The organism is Micrococcus sp. SL257, from assembly GCF_026625585.1.
GTDB classification, from domain to species: domain Bacteria; phylum Actinomycetota; class Actinomycetes; order Actinomycetales; family Micrococcaceae; genus Micrococcus; species Micrococcus luteus.
On record NZ_CP113053.1, the window covers coordinates 441,952 to 461,351 of the forward strand.

Here is a 19,400-nt window from a genome sequence, read left to right on the forward strand (position 1 = left end):
ATGTCCGCCGCCCCGCCGCCGCCCGCCTTCGGCACCGTCCTGCACCACCGCGCCCACGGGATGGCCCCGGGGGAGTCCATCTCCCCGCCGCTGGTCCACGCGAGCGCGTTCCACCTGCCCGGCGCGGACCCGGACGGCGCCCCCACCGCCCCCGGCGCGGACGTGCCTTTCCAGTACGCGCGCTGGGCCACGCCCACCTGGTCCGCGCTCGAGGCCGCCCTGGGCGCGCTGGAGGACGCCGACGTCGCCGTGGTCCCCTCCGGCATGGCCGCGATCGCCGCCGTCCTGCTGCCCCTGCTGCACCCGGGGGACCGCGCCCTCCTGCCCGCGGACGGCTACGGGCCCACCCGCGCCCTCGCCGCCGAGCACCTCACGCCCCGAGGCGTGCACGTGGACCTGGTCGCCACCCAGGGGCTCGCCCATGCGGACCTGAGCGGCTACGACCTGGTGCTCGTGGAGACCCCCTCCAACCCGGGGCTGCGCGTCGCGGACCTGGCGGACGTCGCCGCCCGCGCCCACGCGAACGGCCGCCGGGACGGCGCGGGGGCCCTCGTGGTGGTGGACAACACGCTGCTGACCCCCCTGGGGCAGCGCCCGCTGGAGCTGGGGGCGGACGTGGTCGTGGCCTCGGACACGAAGGCCGTCAACGGGCACACGGACGCCCTCGGCGGGCACGTGGCCAGCCGGGACCCGCAGGTGATGGCGCGGGTGCGCGGCTGGCGGACCCTGGCCGGCGGGATCCTGGGCACCCACGAGGCCTGGCTCATCCACCGCGGTCTCGAGACCCTCGAGGTCCGCTTCGCCCGGATGTGCGCCTCGGCGCAGGCGGTCGCGGAGCTGGCCGCGGGCCACCCGGCGGTGCGCGCCGTGGTCTACCCGGGGCTGGCGGACCACCCGGACGCGGAGGTCGTGGCGCGTCAGATGACGGCGGCGGGCGGCCTCGTCGGGCTGCGGTTCGCGGACGCGGCGGCGGCCGAGCGGTTCATCGCCGCGGCGCAGTACGTGGTGCCGCAGACCAGCTTCGGCGGCACGCACACGGCGGCCGAGCGCCGCGCCCGCTGGGGCGACGACGTCCCGGACGGTTTCGTGCGTCTGTCCGTGGGCGTGGAGCCCACCGCCGAGCTGCTGGCCGACCTGGAACGCGCGATGACCGCCGCGGGCGGCGGGCCGACCGCCTGACCCGCGCCCTCCGCACTTTGTGGGCCGAATACGACTCTCCCGGGGGCTCTGGGGCCCGGGAGAGTCGTATTCGGCCCTGAAAGTGAGCGCCGCCGAGACCTCACCCTGACCCGCGTCCCGGCTACGCTCGCGGACGAGGCCGCCCACCCGCGCCTCGCCCGCCCGCCCCGCCCCAGGAGACCCGCCCCCATGCAGCTCGACCTGATCGTGGAGAACGCCTGCCTCATCACCGGCGACCCCGCCCGCCCGTCGGCCTCGCGGCTGGGGGTGTGGCGGGGCGTCGTCGTCGGGGTGGACGAGGAGCTGGACGGCCTCGCGACGCGCGAATGCCTCGACGCGCGGGGGCGCACCGTCCTCGCCGGGTTCAACGACGCCCACGCGCACAGCGTCTGGTTCGGCCAGTCCCGGCTGGACGTGGACCTCGAGGGCGCGCGCACCGCGGAGGAGGTCCACCGCCGGGTCCGCGCCCGCGCCGCCGAGCTCGACCCCGGCGCCTGGGTGACGTGCACCGGCTTCGACCCCGGCCACCTCACCGGACCCCAACCGGACCGGGACAGCCTCGATGCCGCCGCCTCCGGGCGCCCCGTGCTCATCCGCCACAACACGGGCCACGCCGTCACGGTGTCCGGGGCGGTGCTGGTCCTGGCCGGCGTGGGGGAGCAGGTGCTGCAGCAGCCCGAGGGCGGGCGGATCCTCACGGACGCCGCCGGCCGGCCCACCGGTCTGTTGGAGGAGACCGCCATGAGCCTGGTGACCCGGCTGCTGCACCCGGAGTCCCACGAGCACATCGGCGCGTGCCTGGCGCGGGCGTCGCAGGAGTACGCGGCCGAGGGCATCACCTCGGTGACCGATGCGGGGGTGGCCGGCGGGTGGATCGGGCACAGCCCGCTCGAGTTTGGCGCGTATCAGCGCGCCCGGGACGCGGGGCTGCTGCGCACCCGCTTCCAGACGATGGTCACCCTGGACGCGCTGCACTCGGTGGACGGCCACCCCGACGACGGCACGCACCTCACCCTCGACGCCGGCGTGCGCACGGGGGTGGGCGACGAGTGGCTGCAGATCGGGCCGGCGAAGGTGTTCACGGACGGGTCGATGCTCGGGCAGACCGCCGCGATGACCGAGGACTACTGCGGGCACGGCCACGGCCGCGGCTACCTGCAGCAGGACGCGGGGGAGATGCGCCGGGCGTGCCTCGGTGCGGCGGCCGCCGGCTGGGCCCTGGCCCTGCACGCGATCGGCGACGCCGCCCTCGACTTCGCCCTCGACGTGATCGCCGAGGCGCGGGGCCGGTTCGGGCGGCCCGTGATGCCGCACCGCGTGGAGCACGGCGGGGTGGTCCGCGACGACCAGGTGGCCCGCATGGCCGAGCTGGAGGTCGTGATGGCCACCCAGCCGAACTTCATCAGCGCGTTCGGCGGGTCGGTGCGGGAGCGGATCGGGCCGGAGCGGGCCGCGCTCTCGTACCCGGCCGGCCGGCTGCTGCGCGCGGGCCTGGTGCTGCCCGGCAGCTCGGACCGTCCCGTGGCCGGCGGCCGCCCGCTGGAGGTCATCCAGGACTTCGTGCTGCGCCGCACCGAGACCGGCGAGCAGCACGGCCCCGACGCGGAGCGGCTCACGGTGGCCGAGGCCCTGCACGCCTACACGGTCGGCTCCGCGGAGGCGACCGGCTGGGGCGGCCGCAAGGGGCGGCTCGTCGCAGGCCAGCTCGCGGACTTCACGGTGCTCAGCGAGGACCCGCGCGCGGTGCCGAGCGACCAGATCGCGGCGATCGACGTCGTCGCCACCGCCGTGGGCGGGGAGTTCGTGCACGGCGGGCTGTGACGCCCGGCCCCGGCACCGGCCCCGACTCCTCGCGACGAGCCCTGCGATATGGCCCTTACCCGCCTGGTTTAGGGGCCATATCGCAGGGCTCGTCATCCGGGGGAGCGGGTGGGGCACGTCCGGTGACCCGGGGATCAGCCGTGGCGCCGCCGGGGGCTGCTCCCTACGCTCGGAGGACGGCGCGCAGACCGCGCGTCGCCCCGAGACCATGAGGAGCACCCCGTGGCGCACGACGACGCGAACACCACCACCACCGACCAGCTCACCCTGCAGGACCCCACGAAGCGCTACCCCGTGATCAGCCCGCCGGAGCAGTCGCTGCCCGGCACCGGCCTGGACGCGGAGATGACGCCGAAGGCCGACCTGGGTGAGAAGTCCTACCGCGGCACCGGCCGTCTCGAGGGCCGCAAGGCGCTCATCACCGGCGGCGACTCCGGCATCGGCGCGGCCACGGCGATCGCGTTCGCTCGCGAGGGCGCCGACGTCGTCATCAGCTACCTGCCCGAGGAGGAGAAGGACGCCCAGCACGTCCTCGAGGTCCTGCAGGCGGAGGGGCGCACCGCCGCTGGGATCCCCGGCGACCTGCGCGACAAGACGTTCTGCGCCGACCTCGTGGCCCAGGCGGTCGAGAAGCTCGGCGGGCTGGACGTGCTGGTGAACAACGGCGGCAAGCAGGTGGCGCAGGACTCGATCGAGGACATCGACGACGAGCAGCTCGAGGCCACCTTCGACATCAACATCCTGGCCCAGTTCCGCCTGGTCAAGGCCGCCCTGCCGCACCTGAAGCCGGGCTCCACGATCATCAACACCACCTCCGTGGTCGCCTACATGGCCCCGGAGCAGCTGGTGGACTACTCCGCCACCAAGGCCGCCATCAACACCTTCACGAAGGCCCTGGGCCAGCAGCTGGCCCCGAAGGGCATCCGCGTGAACGCCGTGGCGCCCGGTCCGATCTGGACCCCGCTGCAGCCCTCCGGCGGCCAGAAGCCGGAGGCCCTGCCCGAGTTCGGCCAGTCCACTCCGCTGGGCCGCGCCGGGCAGCCCACCGAGCTGGCCCCGGCCTACGTGTTCCTGGCCTCGCCGGAGTCCTCCTATGTGGTGGGCGCGACCATTCCGGTGACCGGCGGCATGCCCACCCCGTGACCGGAGTCGGGCGTTCCTGTCCCTGGGCGGTCACACCACCAGGGACAGGAACGCGCCGAGCGCGAAGCCGACCACGGTGAGCAGCCCGGCCTTCTCCCCGCCCTTCTCTCGGGCCTCGGGGATCATCGTGTCGATCAGCATGACCAGCAGGGCGCCGGCCGCGAACCCCTGGATGCCGCCGGTCAGGGTGGGGGAGGCGACGTCGGCGATCAGCCCGCCGCCCCACGTCGCCAGGGCGCAGACCACCGTCACGAGCGACCACTGGATCAGCAGGTGGCGGCGCGTCTTGCCGCCGTCGAGGGAGTCGGCCGTGGCGGCGATGGACTCGGGCAGGTTGGACATGAAGATCGCCACGAGCAGCGCGAGGGACACGCCCTCGCCCGCGGCCAGTCCGATGCCCAGCACGAGCTGCTCCGGGATGCCGTCCAGCAGCGCGCCCACGGTCAGTGCGGCGCCCGAGGACGAGCCGCCGGACCTCGCGGCGGAGCGCTCCACCGCACGGTCGCCGAGGAAGTAGGCGGCCGCGCCGAGCGTCAGCCCGATGCCGACGGCGGCGGGCCCGGCCGCCTGCACGCCCGCCTCCGCGAGCTCGAAGGACACGGACGCGATCAGGGCGCCGGCGCCGAAGGCGAGCACGAGTCCGATCGTGCCCATGTGCCAGCGGTGCAGGGTCGCCAGGACGGCGCCCCACATCAGGGTCATCACGCGTGCCAGGCTACGCGCTGACCTGGGGCGACGCCGGGCCGCCGCCTCAGTTCACCGCACGACCTCGTCCGCCTCGCCCGTGAGACCGAGCTTCTCGGCCACGTAGTCCACGTCCTTGTCCCCGCGGCCGGAGAGGTTGACGAGGATCCGCTCGTCCCGGCCCATCTGCGGGGCGAGGCGGATCGCGTGCGCCACGGCGTGCGCGGACTCGAGCGCGGGGATGACGCCCTCGAGCCTCGTGAGCCGCTGGAACGCGTCGAGCACGGCCGCGTCGTCCTCGGCCACGTACCGGACACGGCCGACGCGCGCGAAATGGGCGTGCTGCGGGCCGACGCCCGGGTAGTCCAGGCCCGAGGCGATCGAGTGCACGGGGTCCGGGGTGCCGTCGTCGTCGGCGAGGACGAGGGTGGCCATGCCGTGGAGGACGCCGTCGCGGCCCTGGGTCATGGTCATCGCGTGTTCGCCTTTGGTCGCGGAGCGGCCGCCGGGCTCGACGCCCACGAGCGCGACGTCGGCGTCGTCGAGGAACGCGGTGAACGCGCCCATCGCGTTGGAGCCGCCGCCCACCGCGGCGACGACGGCGCTCGGCAGCGCCCCGAACCGCTCCTGGAATTGGGCGCGGGCCTCGCGGCCGACCACGGACTGGAAGTCGCGGATCATCGTGGGGAACGGGTGCGGTCCCACCACGGAGCCGATCGCGAAGAGGTACTTCTCCGGGTCCGCCGCGTACACCTCGAACGCCGAGTCCACGGCCTCCTTCAGGGAGCGGCCCTCGCGCTCCACCGAGACTACCTTCGTGCCGAGCAGGCGCATGCGCACCACGTTGGGGTGCTGCTTGGCCACGTCGATCGCGCCCATGTGGATCTCGCAGTCGAGGCCGACCATCGCGGCCGCCGTCGCCAGGGCCACGCCGTGCTGGCCGGCGCCGGTCTCCGCGATCAGGCTGCGCTTGCCCATGCGCTTGGCGAGCAGCGCCTCGCCGATCGTGTGGTTGATCTTGTGGGCGCCGGTGTGGTTCAGGTCCTCGCGCTTGAGCACGATCCGTGCGCCGCCGAGCTCGTCGGAGAGGCGGTCCAGCGGGGTCAGGGGGGAGGGGCGCCCGACGGCGTCGCGCAGCAGGCGTCGGTATTCGGCGTAGAACTCGGGGTCCTGGCGCGCCTCGGCGTACGCGCGGGCGACCTCGGCCATGGGGCCGGCCAGCTGCGGGGGCAGGTGGGCGCCGCCGTACTGGCCGAACATGCCGTCCGCGGAGACGTCCAGGTCCGGGGTGGTGACGAGGTCGCAGGCCTCGGCGAGGGTGCGGGGCTCGGGGGCGCCTCTCAGGGCGTTGTCCTCGGGGTTGCGGTGGGTCATCGGGGGTCCTCCTGGGATGGGGCCCGCCGGAGCCGCTCATGATCGAGCCGCCCGGCAGGCGAGCGGCTCGTCGTGTCAGATGCGCATGACCGGGGCCGCCCTCAGGCGGCCCACCACTGCTGCGCGTGCATCTGCATGGGGCCAGCGTACTGCACGCCGGGCGGCGTGGGTCTCACCATGTGATTGCAAATCTCAGAATATGGACATCGCTCCCCGTCTCAGTGAATCGCGATTCACCCTGGATCCATGACCATCACCGCCGTCGACACCCCGTCCCCGACCGCCGAGGCCGCCGCTGTGCTGACCGCGATGCCCGGTGTGACCTACGAGACGTTCCTCGCCGAGGCCCCGAGCCTTCCGGGTGTGGTCGCCGTCGTCGCCGACGGCGCGGCCCGTGCCGCCCTCGGCCTGCCCGCGCAGCACACCGGCCTGCTCGCCGTGACGGCGGCGCCGCACGGCCTGCGCGACCGCGACGTCCGCGCCGCCTTCCAGTCCGGCCGCACCGGCGCCTCCCCGCTGCGCCAGGGCATGGCCGCGCTGCTCAGGGACGTGGTCGCCCTGGACGTGGAGCGCACCAGCCCGGGCGCGGCAGGGGCGGGCTTTGCCCTCACTCCGGAGTCCGAGGAGACGCTCACGGCGTGGATGCGGGAGCACCTGACGCTGCGCGCCTGGGTCGCCCAGGACGCCTCCGCCCTCGAGGGAGTCGCCCGAGAGGTGGCCGCCGACCTCGCCCCGGCCCTGCAGCCGGGCGCCCTGGCGGCCCCCGTGGCGCAGCGGGTCGCGGCCATGAGGGCTTCCGCCCGCCGGTCCGCCACGCTCTGAGCCGGCTGGTCGCCTCGGCCTCAAGGGAGTGGGATCGGGGGCTGGAGTGCCCCTTTCTCGTTTAGAGTTCCTTACGCGTTCATCGCTTCCCGTTTCTTCTTCGAGAATGGACCACTATGACTCAGTCCGCGTCTGTCCCAGAGGGATCTTCCGACACCTCGGCGGAGCCTGCAACTGCCCCTCATCAGTGGGGGCACGGCTTCCAGCCCGGGGGAGCCCCCGGGTCTGCGTCGAAGAAGGGAAAGGTGAAGAAGCCCCGCGGGGGGAAGTTGCGGGTGAATTGGCCGGTCGCTCGTTTCTGGTGGGCCTTGGCTATGCTCATCGGATTCTTTCTATCCTTCATCGCGACTGTTCCAAGCGGGGCCGCGGGGGACTGGTCGAAGGACTTGAGCGCTACCGAGATCAAGTATTCCTTTCAGGCGAGTGATGCGAACAGCGCGCCTCAGCAGGCCGTATTGAACGGCTGGCACACGAATGACCTCTTGGGCATCCAAGCCAAGATCGCCGGGGACCAGCGCGATCAGTCCCATCGTCTTACGGCACTTGTCTTCTTCCTGGGGCTTGGTCTCCTGGGGGACCTGGTACTGCGTAATGCAGAGGCCTTTCGGGAAAGCAAGGGGAGCTGAAGCTCAGCTCTGCTCACCATGGCAGGGCGTCCTGATCCCTGGCGGTTCCAACAGGAGGCGGCGTGCGAGCACCCCTTGGCCACCCGAAGGGCACCTCCAGGACATAGAACGCAGAGGGGAGAGTCGGATGCATAGCGTCCTCCCTCACTGTCGCCCAATGAGCTCCCACGGGGCAAAGGTGACTGAGTTGTAGGCCCTTCCCTTGTTCCTTTGCGAAGTTCACAGATGCAATGGGGATGTTTTTCGGGACTGGTAAGGCCCGGGGCGTGCGGGCAAGGGCTCGTCAGTCCGCGGCGCTGAGCATCAGTGCGATGTTCCGCCGGGCTCGCAGGGTTTCGCGCGCATCGGCGGCGGGGGAGCGTCGGGGCGCTCGGTCTCGTCATACTGCAAGGGGCCGTCCTTGAGCCGGCCGATGGCCTTCTCGGGCTTTCTCGCAGTACTCGCCGGCTGGGCCCAGATGTTGAGGGAGGAGAAAGCCCTGCAGCATGAGGGTCTTGGTCGCCGCCCACCTTGTCGAAGTAGACGTCGATGCCGTCCGGGGCCGCCTCCGTGCGCGGATCCGCCACGCCGAGGCAGGCGGGGTCGGGCACGGAGGCGCCCACGGCGATGTCCGAGGCACGGGATTCGGTCACGGTGCGGACCCCGCCGCCGTCGAGGGGGCGTCCACCTCGAATGGGGCCACGTCGGACGCGACGTCGTTCATGTGGCCACCCATGCACGGGCCCACAGACATGACGGTGCTGGTGACGAGCACCTGACCCTCCTCCAGCTCCGCGAGGGTCATGGTCTCGAGTCGGAAGTCCTCCGGGGTGGGGGACGCCCCCAGTCCGCTGACAGGATGGGTGCATGAAGCACGAGATCGTCCTCACCCGCGGGGACCTCACCCTGCGCCCCCTCACCCCCGACGACGGCCCCGCCCTGCGCGAGCTCGTCGACGCGGCCATGTGGGCGGGGAACAGCGCGCCCCTGCCGGTGGACGGCGCGGCCATGTCGGCGCACCTCGCCGAGCTGAGCGAGCGGGAGGGCACCTTCGCGTTCGCCGTCGAGCAGGGCGGGGAGCTGGTGGGGCGCACGAGCCTCTATGACCTGGTGCCGGGGCTGCGGGTGGAGGTGGGGCACACGGTCTACGCCCGTCGGGTGTGGGGCACCTCCGTGAACCCCGGCTGCAAGCTGCTGCTGTTCGGGCACGCGTTCGAGGAATGGGCGCTGGAGCGGGTGGCCCTGCGCTGCGACCACCGCAACGCCCGTTCACACGCCGCCATCGCCCGCCTGGGGGCGACGTTCGAGGGCACTCTGCGCCGCTTCCGCCCGGCGGCGGACGGCACGATCGCCGACGTCGACTACTTCAGCGTGGTGCGCGAGGAGTGGCCCGCGGTGCGCGGCGGGCTCGAGGCGCGCCTGGCCGCCTAGAGGTGTACAACGGGGGGATGCCACCCGAACCCTCTGCCCCGTCTGGCGAGCGCGGACCCGCCCGCCCCCACCCGGCCGACGTCGCCGCCCGCCCGGACGCCCCTTCCCCGCGGGCGACCGCCCTGCTGTTCGCGCTCGCGGTGGCCGCCGGCTCGGTGATGCCGCTGCAGGGCCGCATCAACTCCCGCCTCGCCCACCTGACGGGCGACCCCGTCCTCGCCGCGCTGTGCTCCTTCGCGGCGGGCCTGGTCGTCATGGTGCTCGTGAGCGTGCTGACGCCGCGGGGCCGCCGGGGCCTGGCCCGCATCCGCCCGGCCCTGGCCGCGGGGTCCGTGCGCCCGTGGTACGCGGTGGCGGGCGTGATCGGCGGGCTCCTGGTGCTCACCCAGTCCGCGACGATCGGTCCCCTCGGCGTGGCCGTGTTCACGGTCGCCGTGGTCACCGGGCAGGTGGTCGGCGGGATGGTCGTGGACCGGCTCGGGCTCAGCCCCGCCGGGGTGCAGCGCCTGACGCCGCGGCGCCTCACGGGGGCGGCGCTCGCCCTGGCCGCGGTCGCCCTCGTGGTGTGGCCCTCACTCGGCGAGGCCGGCGGCGGGCCCGGCTGGGCGCTGCTGGCCCTGCTGCCCCTGCTGGCCGGTCTGGCCACCGCCGGACAGCAGGTGTTCAACGCCCGTCAGACCACGGCCTACGGCACCGCCATCCCGGCGACCCTGGTCAACTTCACCGCCGGCGTCCTCTTCCTCGGGATCGTGTGGGGCGGGATCGCCCTGGCCTCCGGCCACGGCCTGCCCGCGCTGCCGCACGACTGGCGGCTCTACCTCGGCGGCCCGCTGGGGTGCGTGTTCATCGGGGTGGGCGCCATGGTCGTCCCGCGCCTGGGCGTCTTCGCCGCCACCCTCGGTCTGGTCTCGGGCAACCTCCTGGGCTCCCTCGTGGTGGACCTGGTGGCCCCCACCGACGGATCCACGGTCACCACGACGACGGTGCTGGGCACCCTGGGCGCCCTCGCCGCCGTCGCGCTCGCGTCCTGGCCGGCGCGGCGCCGGTAGCGCCGCCCGCGGCGGCAGGCCGCCGTCACCGCGCGGGACTCAGGCGCGGGCCACGGTCTCCCGCCGCCCGTGCCGGCGTCCGTGCATCACGAAGTAGTACCCGGCGGCGACCACGAGCACGCCCGCCAGGGCCGCGTACATGGCGCCGTAGCCGGCTGAGGCCACAAGCCCGCCGAGGAGCACGGGACCCAGGCCCAGCCCCACGTCCGCGAACAGCATGAGGGTGGAGATGCCGGCGCCGAGCTGGTGGGAGGGCACCGCGTTCACGGCGATCGCCTGGGCCGCGGGCATGAGCGTGCCGTAGCCGAGGCCGCTCAGCGCCCCGGCCAGCACCACCTGCCAGTCGCGCGTGGCGAAGGCCAGCACCAGGAGCGCGGCTGTGAAGCAGAGGAGGGCGGGGTAGACGACGGCGTCGTCCCCCCGGCGGTCCTGCAGGGTGCCCAGGGTGAGGCGCATGACGAGCATCGCCGCGGCGTAGGCCAGGAAGAAGAGGCCGGCGCCGGCTGTGAGCCCGCGCTCCACCGAGTAGGCGTTCAGGTAGGTGAGGATCCCGGCGTAGCTCAGGCCCACCAGCAGCATGAAGCCACTGATCGGCAGCACCGCCGGGTGCAGCACGGAGCGCAGGCGGAAGCCCACCGCGGGGGCGGGGTGCTCCAGGGGGACCTCGCCGGCGGCGCGCTCGCCGTCGACGTCCGCCGCGGCGGGCGCCTCGCGCACCAGCAGGCCCAGCACGAGGCTGACCACCGTGATCCCCAGAGTCGCCCGGAACAGCCACACGTAGCCGATGGAGCCGGCGAGGAAGAGCCCCAGGGCGGGGCCGATCGCGGTGGCCAGGGTGGTGCCCAGCGCGAGGTGGCCGGTGGCCTCCGCGCGTCGCCCGTCGGGGATGGCCGCCTGGGCCAGGGCCATGACGGCGGTGCTGGCGAAGGCGTAGCTGGCGCCGTGGAGCATGCGCACCGCCACCAGGGCCGGCAGTGAGGAGGCGACGAGGTAGAGCGTGCAGGACAGTGCGACGGCGACCAGGGCCGCCACCAGGACGCGGCGCTTGCCGAAGCGGTCCACCACGTGGCCGGTGACCACGCGGCTGAGGGTGGCGCCGATGACGAAGGCGCTCGAGGCCAGCCCCGCCCCGGCGTCCGAGGCGGCGAACTGCCGGACCGCGTACACGGCCATGGTGGTGACGAGGGCGTAGAACGCGAGGAACTGGAGGAAGGAGACCACCCAGGCGAGGACGAAGGTGGGGGAGGCGATGCGTTCCTGCTCGGCGATTTGCATGATGCAAAAGGTAGCATCGTTTGCATGATGCAAACATCTGAGGGGGCGTGGGCCGACCCGGTCCGCGGGATCATGTACGAGCACATGCTCCTGCTGCGGGTGGCCACGCAGGGGGTGGCCCCCTACGGCCGGTCGAGCGCGCTGGAGCGCAGCGCCACCGTGCTGCTCGCCCGCCTGGAGGCGGGCGGGGCCATGAGCGTCGCCGAGCTGGCCGAGGCCTTCGACCTCGACGTCTCCACCGTCCACCGGCAGGTGGCCGCCGCCATGAAGGCCGGCCTCGTCGAGCGGGTGGCGGATCCCGACGGCGGCTCCGCCCGGCTGCACCGCCCCACGGAGGAGGGGCGCGCCCGCCTCGCCGCGGAGCTGAGCTCCCGCGCGGACAACGTGGCGCAGATCGTCGCCTCCTGGCCCGCCGAGGACGTCGTCGAGTTCAGCAGGCTCCTGCGGCGTTTCAACGAGGGGGCGGAGGAGCGCCGGGGCCACCCGTGGCCCCGGCCGCAGACGGGCCCCGGTGCGGAGGACCCCCGGCCCTGAGCGCCGCGCCCGCCCTCAGGCGCGACGGATGCGGGCGGCCAGCGCGGCCGATTCCGCCGGGTCCAGCACGGCCGCCGGATGCGGCCCCGCCGCGGCGAGGCGCTCCGTGCAGCCGGCCTCTCCCAGCGGCGCCCCCGCGGCCAGCACGACGTTGCCCCAGTCCAGGCGCTCCAGCATCCCCTGGTCCGCGAGCGTCCACGGGCCGGGCACCCCGGCCTCGGCGGCCGCCTCCTCGAGGGCGCCCAGCTCGGCGCCCAGGAAGTGCAGGCCGGCGTCGTCGCCGATGTTCACCAGCAGCACCCCACCCGCCGTCAGCAGCTCGAGCAGCTCCCCGTAGAACACGGCGCCGCGCAGGTGCTCGGCGCCCTCCTCGCCGGTGCCGATGTCCAGCACGACGGCGTCGAACCGCTCCCCGTCCAGCGCGAGGTCGACGGCGGCCAGGCGCGCGTCCGCGACCACGGAGACGAGGTCCGTGCCCGCCGGCAGGGGCAGCTCGGCGAGCACGAAGGACACGAGCTCCCGGTCCAGGTCGACCACCGTCTGCTCCGAGCCGGGTCGGGTCGCCTGGAGGTAGCGCGGCAGGGTCAGCGCGCCCGCGCCGAGGTGCAGGACCCGCACCGGCGCGCCCGTCGGGGAGGCTGCGTCGAGCACGTGGGCCATGCGGCGCAGGTACTCGTAGCGGATGCGAGCGGGGTCGGCCAGGTCCACGTGGGACTGGACAGCCCCGCCGATCTCCAGGACGAACCCGCCGAACTCGTCGGGGGCGATGCGGGCGTCCACGCCCGACGTGGACAGGTGGACGGTGTGGCCGGAGGGGGAGGGCTGGGCGGGCATGCCCCCAGCATCCCACCCCTCAGTACGCTGGACGGATGAGTCAGAACGACCTCACCGTCTACGGCGCCGACTGGTGCCGCGACTGCCTGCGCACCAAGCGCCAGCTCGATGAGCTCGGCGTCGCCTACGACTACGTGGACCTCGTCGCCGACCCGGCCCAGGCCGATGCCGCCGAGCGGATCTCCGGCCGGAAGAACATCCCCGTGGTCGTGTTCCCCGACGGCGACCACCAGGTGGAGCCGACCAACGAGGAGACCGCGGCCAAGCTCACCGCGCTGGGCCTGATCTGAGATCGGGGGCCGCTCCCCGCGCGAGCCCCGCCGGCCCTCTCGGCGGGTGCGCATCGGGGTCTACGCTCTCCCCATGGAGCACATCGACGAGACCGCCCTGCCCGCCCCCGAGGACCGCGTCGTGTCCGCGACCCACCACGTCGACGCCCCGGCCGGCGTCGTCTTCGAGCTGATCGCGGACCCCTCCCGCCAGCCCGAGTGGGACGGCAACGACAACCTGGCCGAGGCCGCCCCCGGGCAGCGGGTGACCGCCGTCGGGGACGTGTTCGTGATGACCCTGCAGAAGGGCGTGGACCGCGCGAACCACGTGGTCGAGTTCGAGGAGGGCCGCCGCATCGCCTGGAAGCCCTCCGAGGTCGGCGGGGAGCCGTTCGGCCAGCTGTGGCGGTGGGAGGTCGAGGGCGACGACGAGGGCGGCTGCCGCGTCACCCACACCTATGACTGGACCGCCCTGACCGACCCGAAGCGCATCCAGAAGGCGCTGCGGACCGGCGAAGAGCAGCTCCGTGCGTCGATCGACCGGCTCGCGGAGCTCGCCGAGCGCCAGGGCTGACCGGCCTGCCTCGGCTCATACGGAATCCGTTGCGGTTCTGACCCTTCTGACGGCCGAACCGGCGGCCAGAAGGGTCAGATCCGCAGAAGATCCGGCCCCGGCCCCGGCCCCGGCCCGGGCGCGGGACGGTGCCGACGTGGTCTGCCCCGTCGTGCGCCGCTTCACGGCAGCGCCAGCCGGAACACCTTCTTCCACGCGGAGCCCACCTGCCGCAGCAGCGGGCCGGTCGTGTACGGCAGGCCGTAGCGGGCGCAGATCTCGCGGACCCTGGGCGCCACCTCGGCGTACCGGCTGGACGGCAGGTCCGGGAACAGGTGGTGCTCCACCTGGTGGGAGAGGTTGCCGGTCATGAAGTGCATCAGCTTCGAACCGGAGATGTTCGCGGAGCCGATCATCTGCCGCACGTACCAGTCGCCGCGGGTCTCGCCGTCCACCATCTCCTCGGAGAACGTCTCCGCACCCTCCGGAAAGTGCCCGCAGAAGATGACCGCGTGCGCCCAGATGTTGCGCAGGCCGTTGGCCAGCAGCGTGCCCGCGAGCGTGGCCTTGCCCGAGCCCGTCAGCACCTCGGCGACGGCCGGCGTGGCCACGTAGTCCTTGGCGAACTGCCGGGCCGCCTTGACGCCCACGGAGCGCAGATCCGTCATCAGCTCCTCGCGGGACTTCTCGCCGCTCTGCACGCGGTCCAGCTCGAGGTCGTAGAGGGCGATGCCCCACTCGAAGATCGGCGCCAGCCCCGCATTGATCACGGGGTTGAGCAGGTGGCGGGGCCGCCACGGCTCGGACTCGTCCATGCGCAGGACGTTGTAGCCCACGTCGCGGTCCTTGCCCACCACGTTGGTCCAGCGGTGGTGCAGGTCGTTGTGGGTGTTCTGCCACGCCCGCGACGGCGTCACGAAGTCCCACTCCCACGTGGTGGAGTGGATGTCCGGGTCGCGCATCCAGTCCCACTGGCCGTGGAGCACGTTGTGCCCGATCTCCATGTTCTCCACGATCTTCGCGACCGTGAGCATGGCTGTGCCCGCCACGAACGCGGCGGGGTGGCGTGCGTTGAGCAGGAGGGCGCGGCCGCCGAGCTCGAGCCGGCGCTGCCAGCGGATGACGCGGCGGATGTAGGCCGCATCGGAGGCGCCGCGGCGGGCGAGCACGTCGTCGCGGATCGCGTCCAGCTCACGGCCCAGCTCGGCCACCTGCGCGTCCGTCAGGTGGGCGGCGCCGGGCGGGCGCACCGCCGGGCTCCCGACGACGCCCGGCAGCCCCGGCGTCGTGGCGGCGGCGGTGGAGCGGGACGTGGCGGCACGGGACTCGGCGGTGTGGGGAGCCCAGCTCGTGGTGTCGGGGCGGTCCTGCGGCAGGACCCGGGCGGCGCGGCCGCGCACGGTGGTGCCGGGGATGGCCAGGGCCAGATCGTCCGGGGCGGTGGCGCCGGTGCGGTCGGGGGCGGTGGGGGTCTGGGTCATGTGATGCTCCTGGGGGCGGGAGGCGGGGATGGTCAGGGAGGCCCGGGTCGCGGGCCGGGCGTCAGGTTCACAGGCCGAGGCTCAGCGGGCCGGCGGCGGCGCTCACGCAGGTCTGGATCAGTTCGCCGGGCTCGCCGTGCACCTGTCCGGTCCGCAGGTCCGTGACCTGGCCCGAGCGCAGCGGCGTGAGGCATGCGTGGCAGATGCCCATGCGGCAGCCGGCGGGCGCGGCGACGCCGGCGTCCTCGGCCACCACGAGCAGCGGCACGTCGCCGGGGGCGTCCACCTCGACGTCGGCGTGCTCGAACACCACGCGGCCGCCGGCCCCCGCCACGCCCGGGGCGAAGTCGGCCTGGAACCGCTCGATGGTGAGGTCCGCGGCCGCCTCGCGCCGCCACAGGGCCTCGGCGTCGTCGAGGAACCCGGCCGGCCCGCACGCGTAGGCGGCCCGCTCGCGCCAGTCGGGGCAGAGGCCCTCGAGCTGCGCGGGGGAGGAGAGGTCGAGGCGGCCCGCCTCCGCGGTGTGGTGGTGCACCACGCGCAGGCCCGGGAACTGGTCGGCCAGCTCGGCCAGCTCCTCGCGGAACAGGGCGTCCTCGGGGGTGCGGGAGGAGTGGATGAGCACCACGTCGGCATCCCGGCGCGTCGGCACGAGCGTGCGGATCATGGACATCACCGGGGTCAGGCCTGAGCCGGCGGTGAGCATGAGCAGCGGGCGCGGCTCGTCCGGCAGGGTGAAGTCGCCCTCGGGGATGTCGAGGAAGAGGACGTCGCCGGGCTTCGTGTGGCGCACGAGCGTGCCGGAGACGAGGCCGATGTCGGACACCGTGATCTCCGGGTCCGCGCCCGCGGGGGCGGAGAGCGAGTAGGAGCGCCACTGCCGCACCCCGTCCACGTCGACGCCGATGCGTGCCCACTGGCCGGCGTCGTGGGCCCGCCAGCCCGGTCCGGGACGGAACGCGATGGTGACGGCGCCGGGCGTCGCGCGGGCGACGGAGGTGACCACCCCGCGCAGCTGGCGGGAGGAGTGCACGGGGTCGAACAGGCCGAGGACGTCCTGCGGTGTGAGCGGGTGCAGGAGCGTCGTGACCAGGCGGGTGAGCAGGAAGGGGCCGGGCATGCCCCCACGCTATGGCGCAGCGCGCCATGATTCTTCATGTCGGACGTACGATCGACCCGCAGGATTCATCGTGAGGAGACAAGATCATGGCCTCAACCCCCGCCCCGACGCGCGGCACCGACTGGCACCCGCCGTGGCTGTCCCTGCCTTCGGACCTCCCCGGCCGGCTGGCCCCCGCGATCCCGGCCATCATGCAGCGCATCATCGAGACGGTGCCGGAGCAGATCCCGGCGTACGTGAGCGCCCGGGACGGCCGCTACGGCGAGAACCTGACGCGCGGGGTGACCGCGGCGCTCGAGCAGCTGATGAGCCTGCCAGGCACCGCCCGTCCCGCGCTCAGCCCCGAGACGCGGGCGCTCATGGCCTACCTGGGCGCGGGGGAGTTCCGGGAGGGCCGCACGATGGACGCCCTGCTCGGCGCTTACCGGGCCTCCGCACGGATCGTGTTCCGGGACCTGTCCGCCGAATGCGCCCACCTCGGCATGGGCATGTCCGTGGTGATCGACCTCGGCGAGTCCATCTGGGCCTACATCGACGAGCTCTCCTCGGTCAGCGCCCAGGCGTACGCGGAGGCGCAGTCCGCCCAGGCGGGCGTGCTCGAGCTGCACCGCGCCGCCCTCGCCACCGCCCTGGTCCGGGGCGGGACCGAGGAGAAGGAGGTGCAACGGCTGGCCGCGCTCGCGGACTGGCGGCTGCCGCGCCGGCTGGCGGTGGTGGTGCTGCCCGCGGACGCCGGCGTCGCCGTCCGGGAGAGGCTGGGCCGGGCCGGGCTCGTGGTGGAGCGGGACTCGGAGGTGGTCGCCGTGATCGACGCGACGCCCTCCCAGGGCCGCCGCGAGCGCATGCTGCGCCTGCTGGCGGGGACGGCCGCCGTCGTCGGGCCGGCCGTGGACTGGCCGCTCGTGCCCCACTCCTACCGGGTGGCCCGCACGCTGGCCGTCCAGGAGGCGGCGGGCCGGACGGCGGAGCCCGCGCAGGGGGAGGACGACGACGGCGCCCCGTCCCCGATCCTCGCCGCGGACCACCTGGCGCGCGTGGTGCTGGGGGCCGAGCCGCGCGTCGTGACGCAGCTGGCCGAACGCGTGCTGGCGCCCCTGGACGAGGTGAGCGAGGCGAAGCGGGCGGTGCTGGAGGAGACCCTGCTCGCCTGGCTCACGCACTGGGGCCAGCGGGCGCCGATCGCCGCGGAGCTCGGCGTGCACCCCCAGACCGTGGGGTACCGGGTGGGCCGGCTGCGCGAGCTGTTCGGGGAGGCCCTCGAGGACCCCGACGCGCGGTTCGACCTGGAGATCGTGCTGCGGGCGCGGCGGGACGGGGTCGGGTGAGCGGGGCGGCAGGGGGTGCCGTCTGACGGGGGCCTTCACTAGCGTGGGTGGACCACGCATCCCGACGAGGGACCCCGACGAGAGAAGAGGGACAGTGCCATGACGAACGCCCCGAACCGCGACGAGCTCCCCCTGCCGGACTACGACCACATCCCCAACGGCACGCTGCCGACCCGGATCACCGGCCTCGACGAGTCGCAGGTGGAGCAGCTGCTCGCCTACGAGCGCGCCCACGGCGACCGCCTGCCCGTGGTGCAGGTCCTCGAGACGCGGCTCGAGGCGCTGCGCTCCGGCGCCCAGCCCTCCGGCGATCAGGTGCCGGACACCCCGGAGGTCGGCGGCTCCCGCACCGGCTCGCCCGTGACCCCGGAGACGAGCGGCCCGCCCGTGGAGCCCCTGAGCCGCGGCATCCCGGCCGACCCGCAGCACCCCGGCAACCGCTGAGCCGGCCGGGCGTCGCCTGACAGGGCGGCCCCCCGCGGAACGCGGCCACGACGCCCCGTCTCCTTCCTGTGAGAGGCGACGCGTCGTGGCCGCCTCGCGTTCCGGGCGATCCCGCGGTCCGGCCACGGAGCGCCTGCGAGGGTCCCCGTAGCGTGTTTGTGAGCTGGGTTATATTTCGACACAGCTGCGGCGGGCCTTCGGGCGCTGACGTGCGAGGCTGCCGGATTCCCGGCTGTCCGGCTCCTACTCACGGATGGGTGAAACGGCATGACTGAATTCGAGGACAAGCTTGCGCAAGTGGCTCGGCGAGCCCGCGACTACGCAAGCTCCCTGGACACGGAAGAGGCGACGAAGAACGCGCTCGTCATGCCATTCATCTCGCAGGTGTTGGGCTACGACGTGTTCGATCCCCAGGAGGTCGTCCCGGAGTTCGTCGCAGATCTGGGCCTGAAGAAGGGGGAGAAGATCGACTACGCCATCATGCGGGAGGGGAAGGTCAACATCCTCGTGGAGGCCAAGAAGGTCGGCTCGGAGCTGTCCCTGGCGCACGCGAGCCAGCTGGTGCGCTACTTCCACACCAGTGAAGCGCGGATCGGCGTGCTCACCAACGGGCGGGTGTGGAACTTCTACACGGACCTCGACAAGGCCAACATCCTCGACGAGCGTCCGTTCCTCGTCCTCGATCTTCTGGACATCGACCCGGTCACCGTGCCGAAGCTCGAGCAGCTGGCGAAGGGATCCTTCGATCTCGACTCGGTCATCGCCGCAGCCGAGGAGCTGAAGTACGTATCGGCCATCAAGCGCGAGATTTCTGCCGAGATGGCTGCGCCGAGCGATGAGTTGGTGAAGGTCCTCGCCAAGCGCGTGTACTCCGGGTACATGAACGCCAAGGCGGTGGAGACCTTCACCCGGCTCACCGAGGAGGCTGCGCGCCAGTACATCAACGATCGCGTCAACGCGCGGCTGAAGACTGCCCTGGGCGACCAGGTCGCTCCGGTACTGGCGGCTCCCGCTGAGCCCGTGGCCACCGGCGATCAGACGGTCCTGTCCGACGAGGAGAACGGTCAGGAGGGCCAGCTCAAGCCGGGCGTGGTGACGACCGAAGAGGAGATCGAGGGTTTCCGCATCATCAAGGCGATTCTCGCCGGAATCGTGCCGATGAACCGCGTCTACATGCGCGACGCAGCCTCGTACTGCAGCGTCATCCTGGACGACAACAATCGGAAGCCGATCGCGCGCCTTCACTTCGACGGGAAGGTGAAATATCTGGTGCTGTTCGATGCGGACAAGAACAGGACGCGGGCCGACCTCGAGAACTTGGAGGACATCTACGAATCCGCCGAGGCACTGCGGAGCGTCGTCAGCTCCTACGTCGGGGCCTGAGCGGACTCTGACCCGCCTACTGACCGGATCCGGCCCGCGGGCGGGCAGGACTGTGCCCCGCCGCCGTCGATGCG

Annotated in this window: 20 protein-coding genes; 13 read left to right on the forward strand and 7 right to left on the reverse strand. The window is 73.3% G+C overall.

Annotation, left to right across the window (positions count from 1 at the left end):
• The 3 genes from OVA32_RS02060 (at position 1) to OVA32_RS02070 (ending at position 4,143) form a co-directional block, all read left to right on the forward strand.
• Positions 1-1,179, forward strand: a complete 1,179-nt coding sequence (locus tag OVA32_RS02060; RefSeq protein ID WP_020627041.1) for a cystathionine gamma-lyase — start codon at positions 1-3, stop codon at positions 1,177-1,179.
• A gap of 189 nt (positions 1,180-1,368) precedes the next feature.
• The gene (locus OVA32_RS02065) at positions 1,369-3,000 is read left to right on the forward strand and encodes an amidohydrolase (RefSeq protein WP_267714956.1); all 1,632 of its coding nucleotides are present in this window, start codon (positions 1,369-1,371) and stop codon (positions 2,998-3,000) included.
• Positions 3,001-3,222: 222 nt separating this feature from the next.
• A complete protein-coding gene (locus OVA32_RS02070) occupies positions 3,223-4,143 on the forward strand; it encodes an SDR family oxidoreductase (protein WP_200969611.1) in 921 nt (306 codons plus the stop codon).
• 30 nt (positions 4,144-4,173) lie between these two features.
• Here the strand turns inward: OVA32_RS02070 and OVA32_RS02075 are convergent, their stop codons facing one another.
• Both OVA32_RS02075 and trpB read right to left on the reverse strand, forming a co-directional pair.
• The gene (locus OVA32_RS02075) at positions 4,174-4,845 is read right to left on the reverse strand and encodes a ZIP family metal transporter (RefSeq protein ID WP_136939895.1); all 672 of its coding nucleotides are present in this window, start codon (positions 4,843-4,845) and stop codon (positions 4,174-4,176) included.
• Positions 4,846-4,899: 54 nt separating this feature from the next.
• Entirely contained in the window at positions 4,900-6,201 is a 1,302-nt protein-coding gene (trpB, locus tag OVA32_RS02080; protein WP_267714960.1) for a tryptophan synthase subunit beta, read from the reverse strand.
• 246 nt (positions 6,202-6,447) lie between these two features.
• Here trpB and OVA32_RS02085 point away from each other — a divergent pair, with 246 nt between their 5' ends.
• Together OVA32_RS02085 and OVA32_RS02090 are read left to right on the forward strand one after the other, a co-directional pair.
• Positions 6,448-7,023: a hypothetical protein gene (locus tag OVA32_RS02085; RefSeq protein WP_267714962.1), complete on the forward strand. Its 576-nt coding sequence runs from the start codon at positions 6,448-6,450 to the stop codon at positions 7,021-7,023.
• 245 nt (positions 7,024-7,268) lie between these two features.
• Positions 7,269-7,649, forward strand: a complete 381-nt coding sequence (locus OVA32_RS02090) for a hypothetical protein (RefSeq protein WP_267714963.1) — start codon at positions 7,269-7,271, stop codon at positions 7,647-7,649.
• Positions 7,650-8,277: 628 nt separating this feature from the next.
• Here the strand turns inward: OVA32_RS02090 and OVA32_RS02095 are convergent.
• Positions 8,278-8,475, reverse strand: coding sequence for a hypothetical protein (locus OVA32_RS02095; RefSeq protein ID WP_420709549.1), 198 nt, complete (start codon positions 8,473-8,475; stop codon positions 8,278-8,280).
• Positions 8,476-8,495: 20 nt separating this feature from the next.
• Between OVA32_RS02095 and OVA32_RS02100 the strand changes: the two genes are divergently transcribed.
• A complete protein-coding gene (locus tag OVA32_RS02100; protein ID WP_049144899.1) occupies positions 8,496-9,059 on the forward strand; it encodes a GNAT family N-acetyltransferase in 564 nt (187 codons plus the stop codon).
• Between the two features lie 17 nt (positions 9,060-9,076).
• Positions 9,077-10,108, forward strand: a complete 1,032-nt coding sequence (locus OVA32_RS02105; RefSeq protein WP_078025643.1) for a DMT family transporter — start codon at positions 9,077-9,079, stop codon at positions 10,106-10,108.
• Between the two features lie 39 nt (positions 10,109-10,147).
• Here OVA32_RS02105 and OVA32_RS02110 read toward each other — a convergent pair whose 3' ends face one another.
• Complete coding sequence (locus OVA32_RS02110) at positions 10,148-11,383, reverse strand: MFS transporter (RefSeq protein WP_122054753.1); 1,236 nt, start codon at positions 11,381-11,383, stop codon at positions 10,148-10,150.
• A gap of 24 nt (positions 11,384-11,407) precedes the next feature.
• Between OVA32_RS02110 and OVA32_RS02115 the strand changes: the two genes are divergently transcribed.
• Positions 11,408-11,917, forward strand: a complete 510-nt coding sequence (locus OVA32_RS02115) for a MarR family winged helix-turn-helix transcriptional regulator (protein ID WP_122054751.1) — start codon at positions 11,408-11,410, stop codon at positions 11,915-11,917.
• Positions 11,918-11,932: 15 nt separating this feature from the next.
• Here the strand turns inward: OVA32_RS02115 and OVA32_RS02120 are convergent, their stop codons facing one another.
• A complete protein-coding gene (locus OVA32_RS02120) occupies positions 11,933-12,751 on the reverse strand; it encodes a spermidine synthase (protein ID WP_122054749.1) in 819 nt (272 codons plus the stop codon).
• Positions 12,752-12,786: 35 nt separating this feature from the next.
• Between OVA32_RS02120 and OVA32_RS02125 the strand changes: the two genes are divergently transcribed.
• Both OVA32_RS02125 and OVA32_RS02130 read left to right on the forward strand, forming a co-directional pair.
• Positions 12,787-13,041, forward strand: a complete 255-nt coding sequence (locus OVA32_RS02125; RefSeq protein WP_119217677.1) for a glutaredoxin family protein — start codon at positions 12,787-12,789, stop codon at positions 13,039-13,041.
• A gap of 73 nt (positions 13,042-13,114) precedes the next feature.
• Positions 13,115-13,594: an SRPBCC family protein gene (locus OVA32_RS02130; RefSeq protein WP_063189385.1), complete on the forward strand. Its 480-nt coding sequence runs from the start codon at positions 13,115-13,117 to the stop codon at positions 13,592-13,594.
• A gap of 161 nt (positions 13,595-13,755) precedes the next feature.
• Here the strand turns inward: OVA32_RS02130 and OVA32_RS02135 are convergent, their stop codons facing one another.
• Together OVA32_RS02135 and OVA32_RS02140 are read right to left on the reverse strand one after the other, a co-directional pair.
• The gene (locus OVA32_RS02135) at positions 13,756-15,054 is read right to left on the reverse strand and encodes a fatty acid desaturase family protein (RefSeq protein ID WP_061873189.1); all 1,299 of its coding nucleotides are present in this window, start codon (positions 15,052-15,054) and stop codon (positions 13,756-13,758) included.
• A gap of 67 nt (positions 15,055-15,121) precedes the next feature.
• Complete coding sequence (locus tag OVA32_RS02140; protein ID WP_036314533.1) at positions 15,122-16,174, reverse strand: ferredoxin reductase; 1,053 nt, start codon at positions 16,172-16,174, stop codon at positions 15,122-15,124.
• An 86-nt stretch (positions 16,175-16,260) separates the two neighbouring features.
• Here OVA32_RS02140 and OVA32_RS02145 point away from each other — a divergent pair, with 86 nt between their 5' ends.
• The 3 genes from OVA32_RS02145 to OVA32_RS02155 all read left to right on the forward strand — a co-directional run bounded on the left by OVA32_RS02145 (position 16,261) and on the right by OVA32_RS02155 (position 19,326).
• Positions 16,261-17,499 (forward strand): PucR family transcriptional regulator, encoded by a 1,239-nt coding sequence (locus OVA32_RS02145; protein WP_036314531.1) that lies wholly within the window; start codon positions 16,261-16,263, stop codon positions 17,497-17,499.
• 99 nt (positions 17,500-17,598) lie between these two features.
• Positions 17,599-17,943, forward strand: a complete 345-nt coding sequence (locus OVA32_RS02150; protein ID WP_010079880.1) for a hypothetical protein — start codon at positions 17,599-17,601, stop codon at positions 17,941-17,943.
• 267 nt (positions 17,944-18,210) lie between these two features.
• A complete protein-coding gene (locus OVA32_RS02155; protein ID WP_036314529.1) occupies positions 18,211-19,326 on the forward strand; it encodes a type I restriction endonuclease in 1,116 nt (371 codons plus the stop codon).
• The last annotated feature ends 74 nt before the right edge of the window (positions 19,327-19,400 follow it).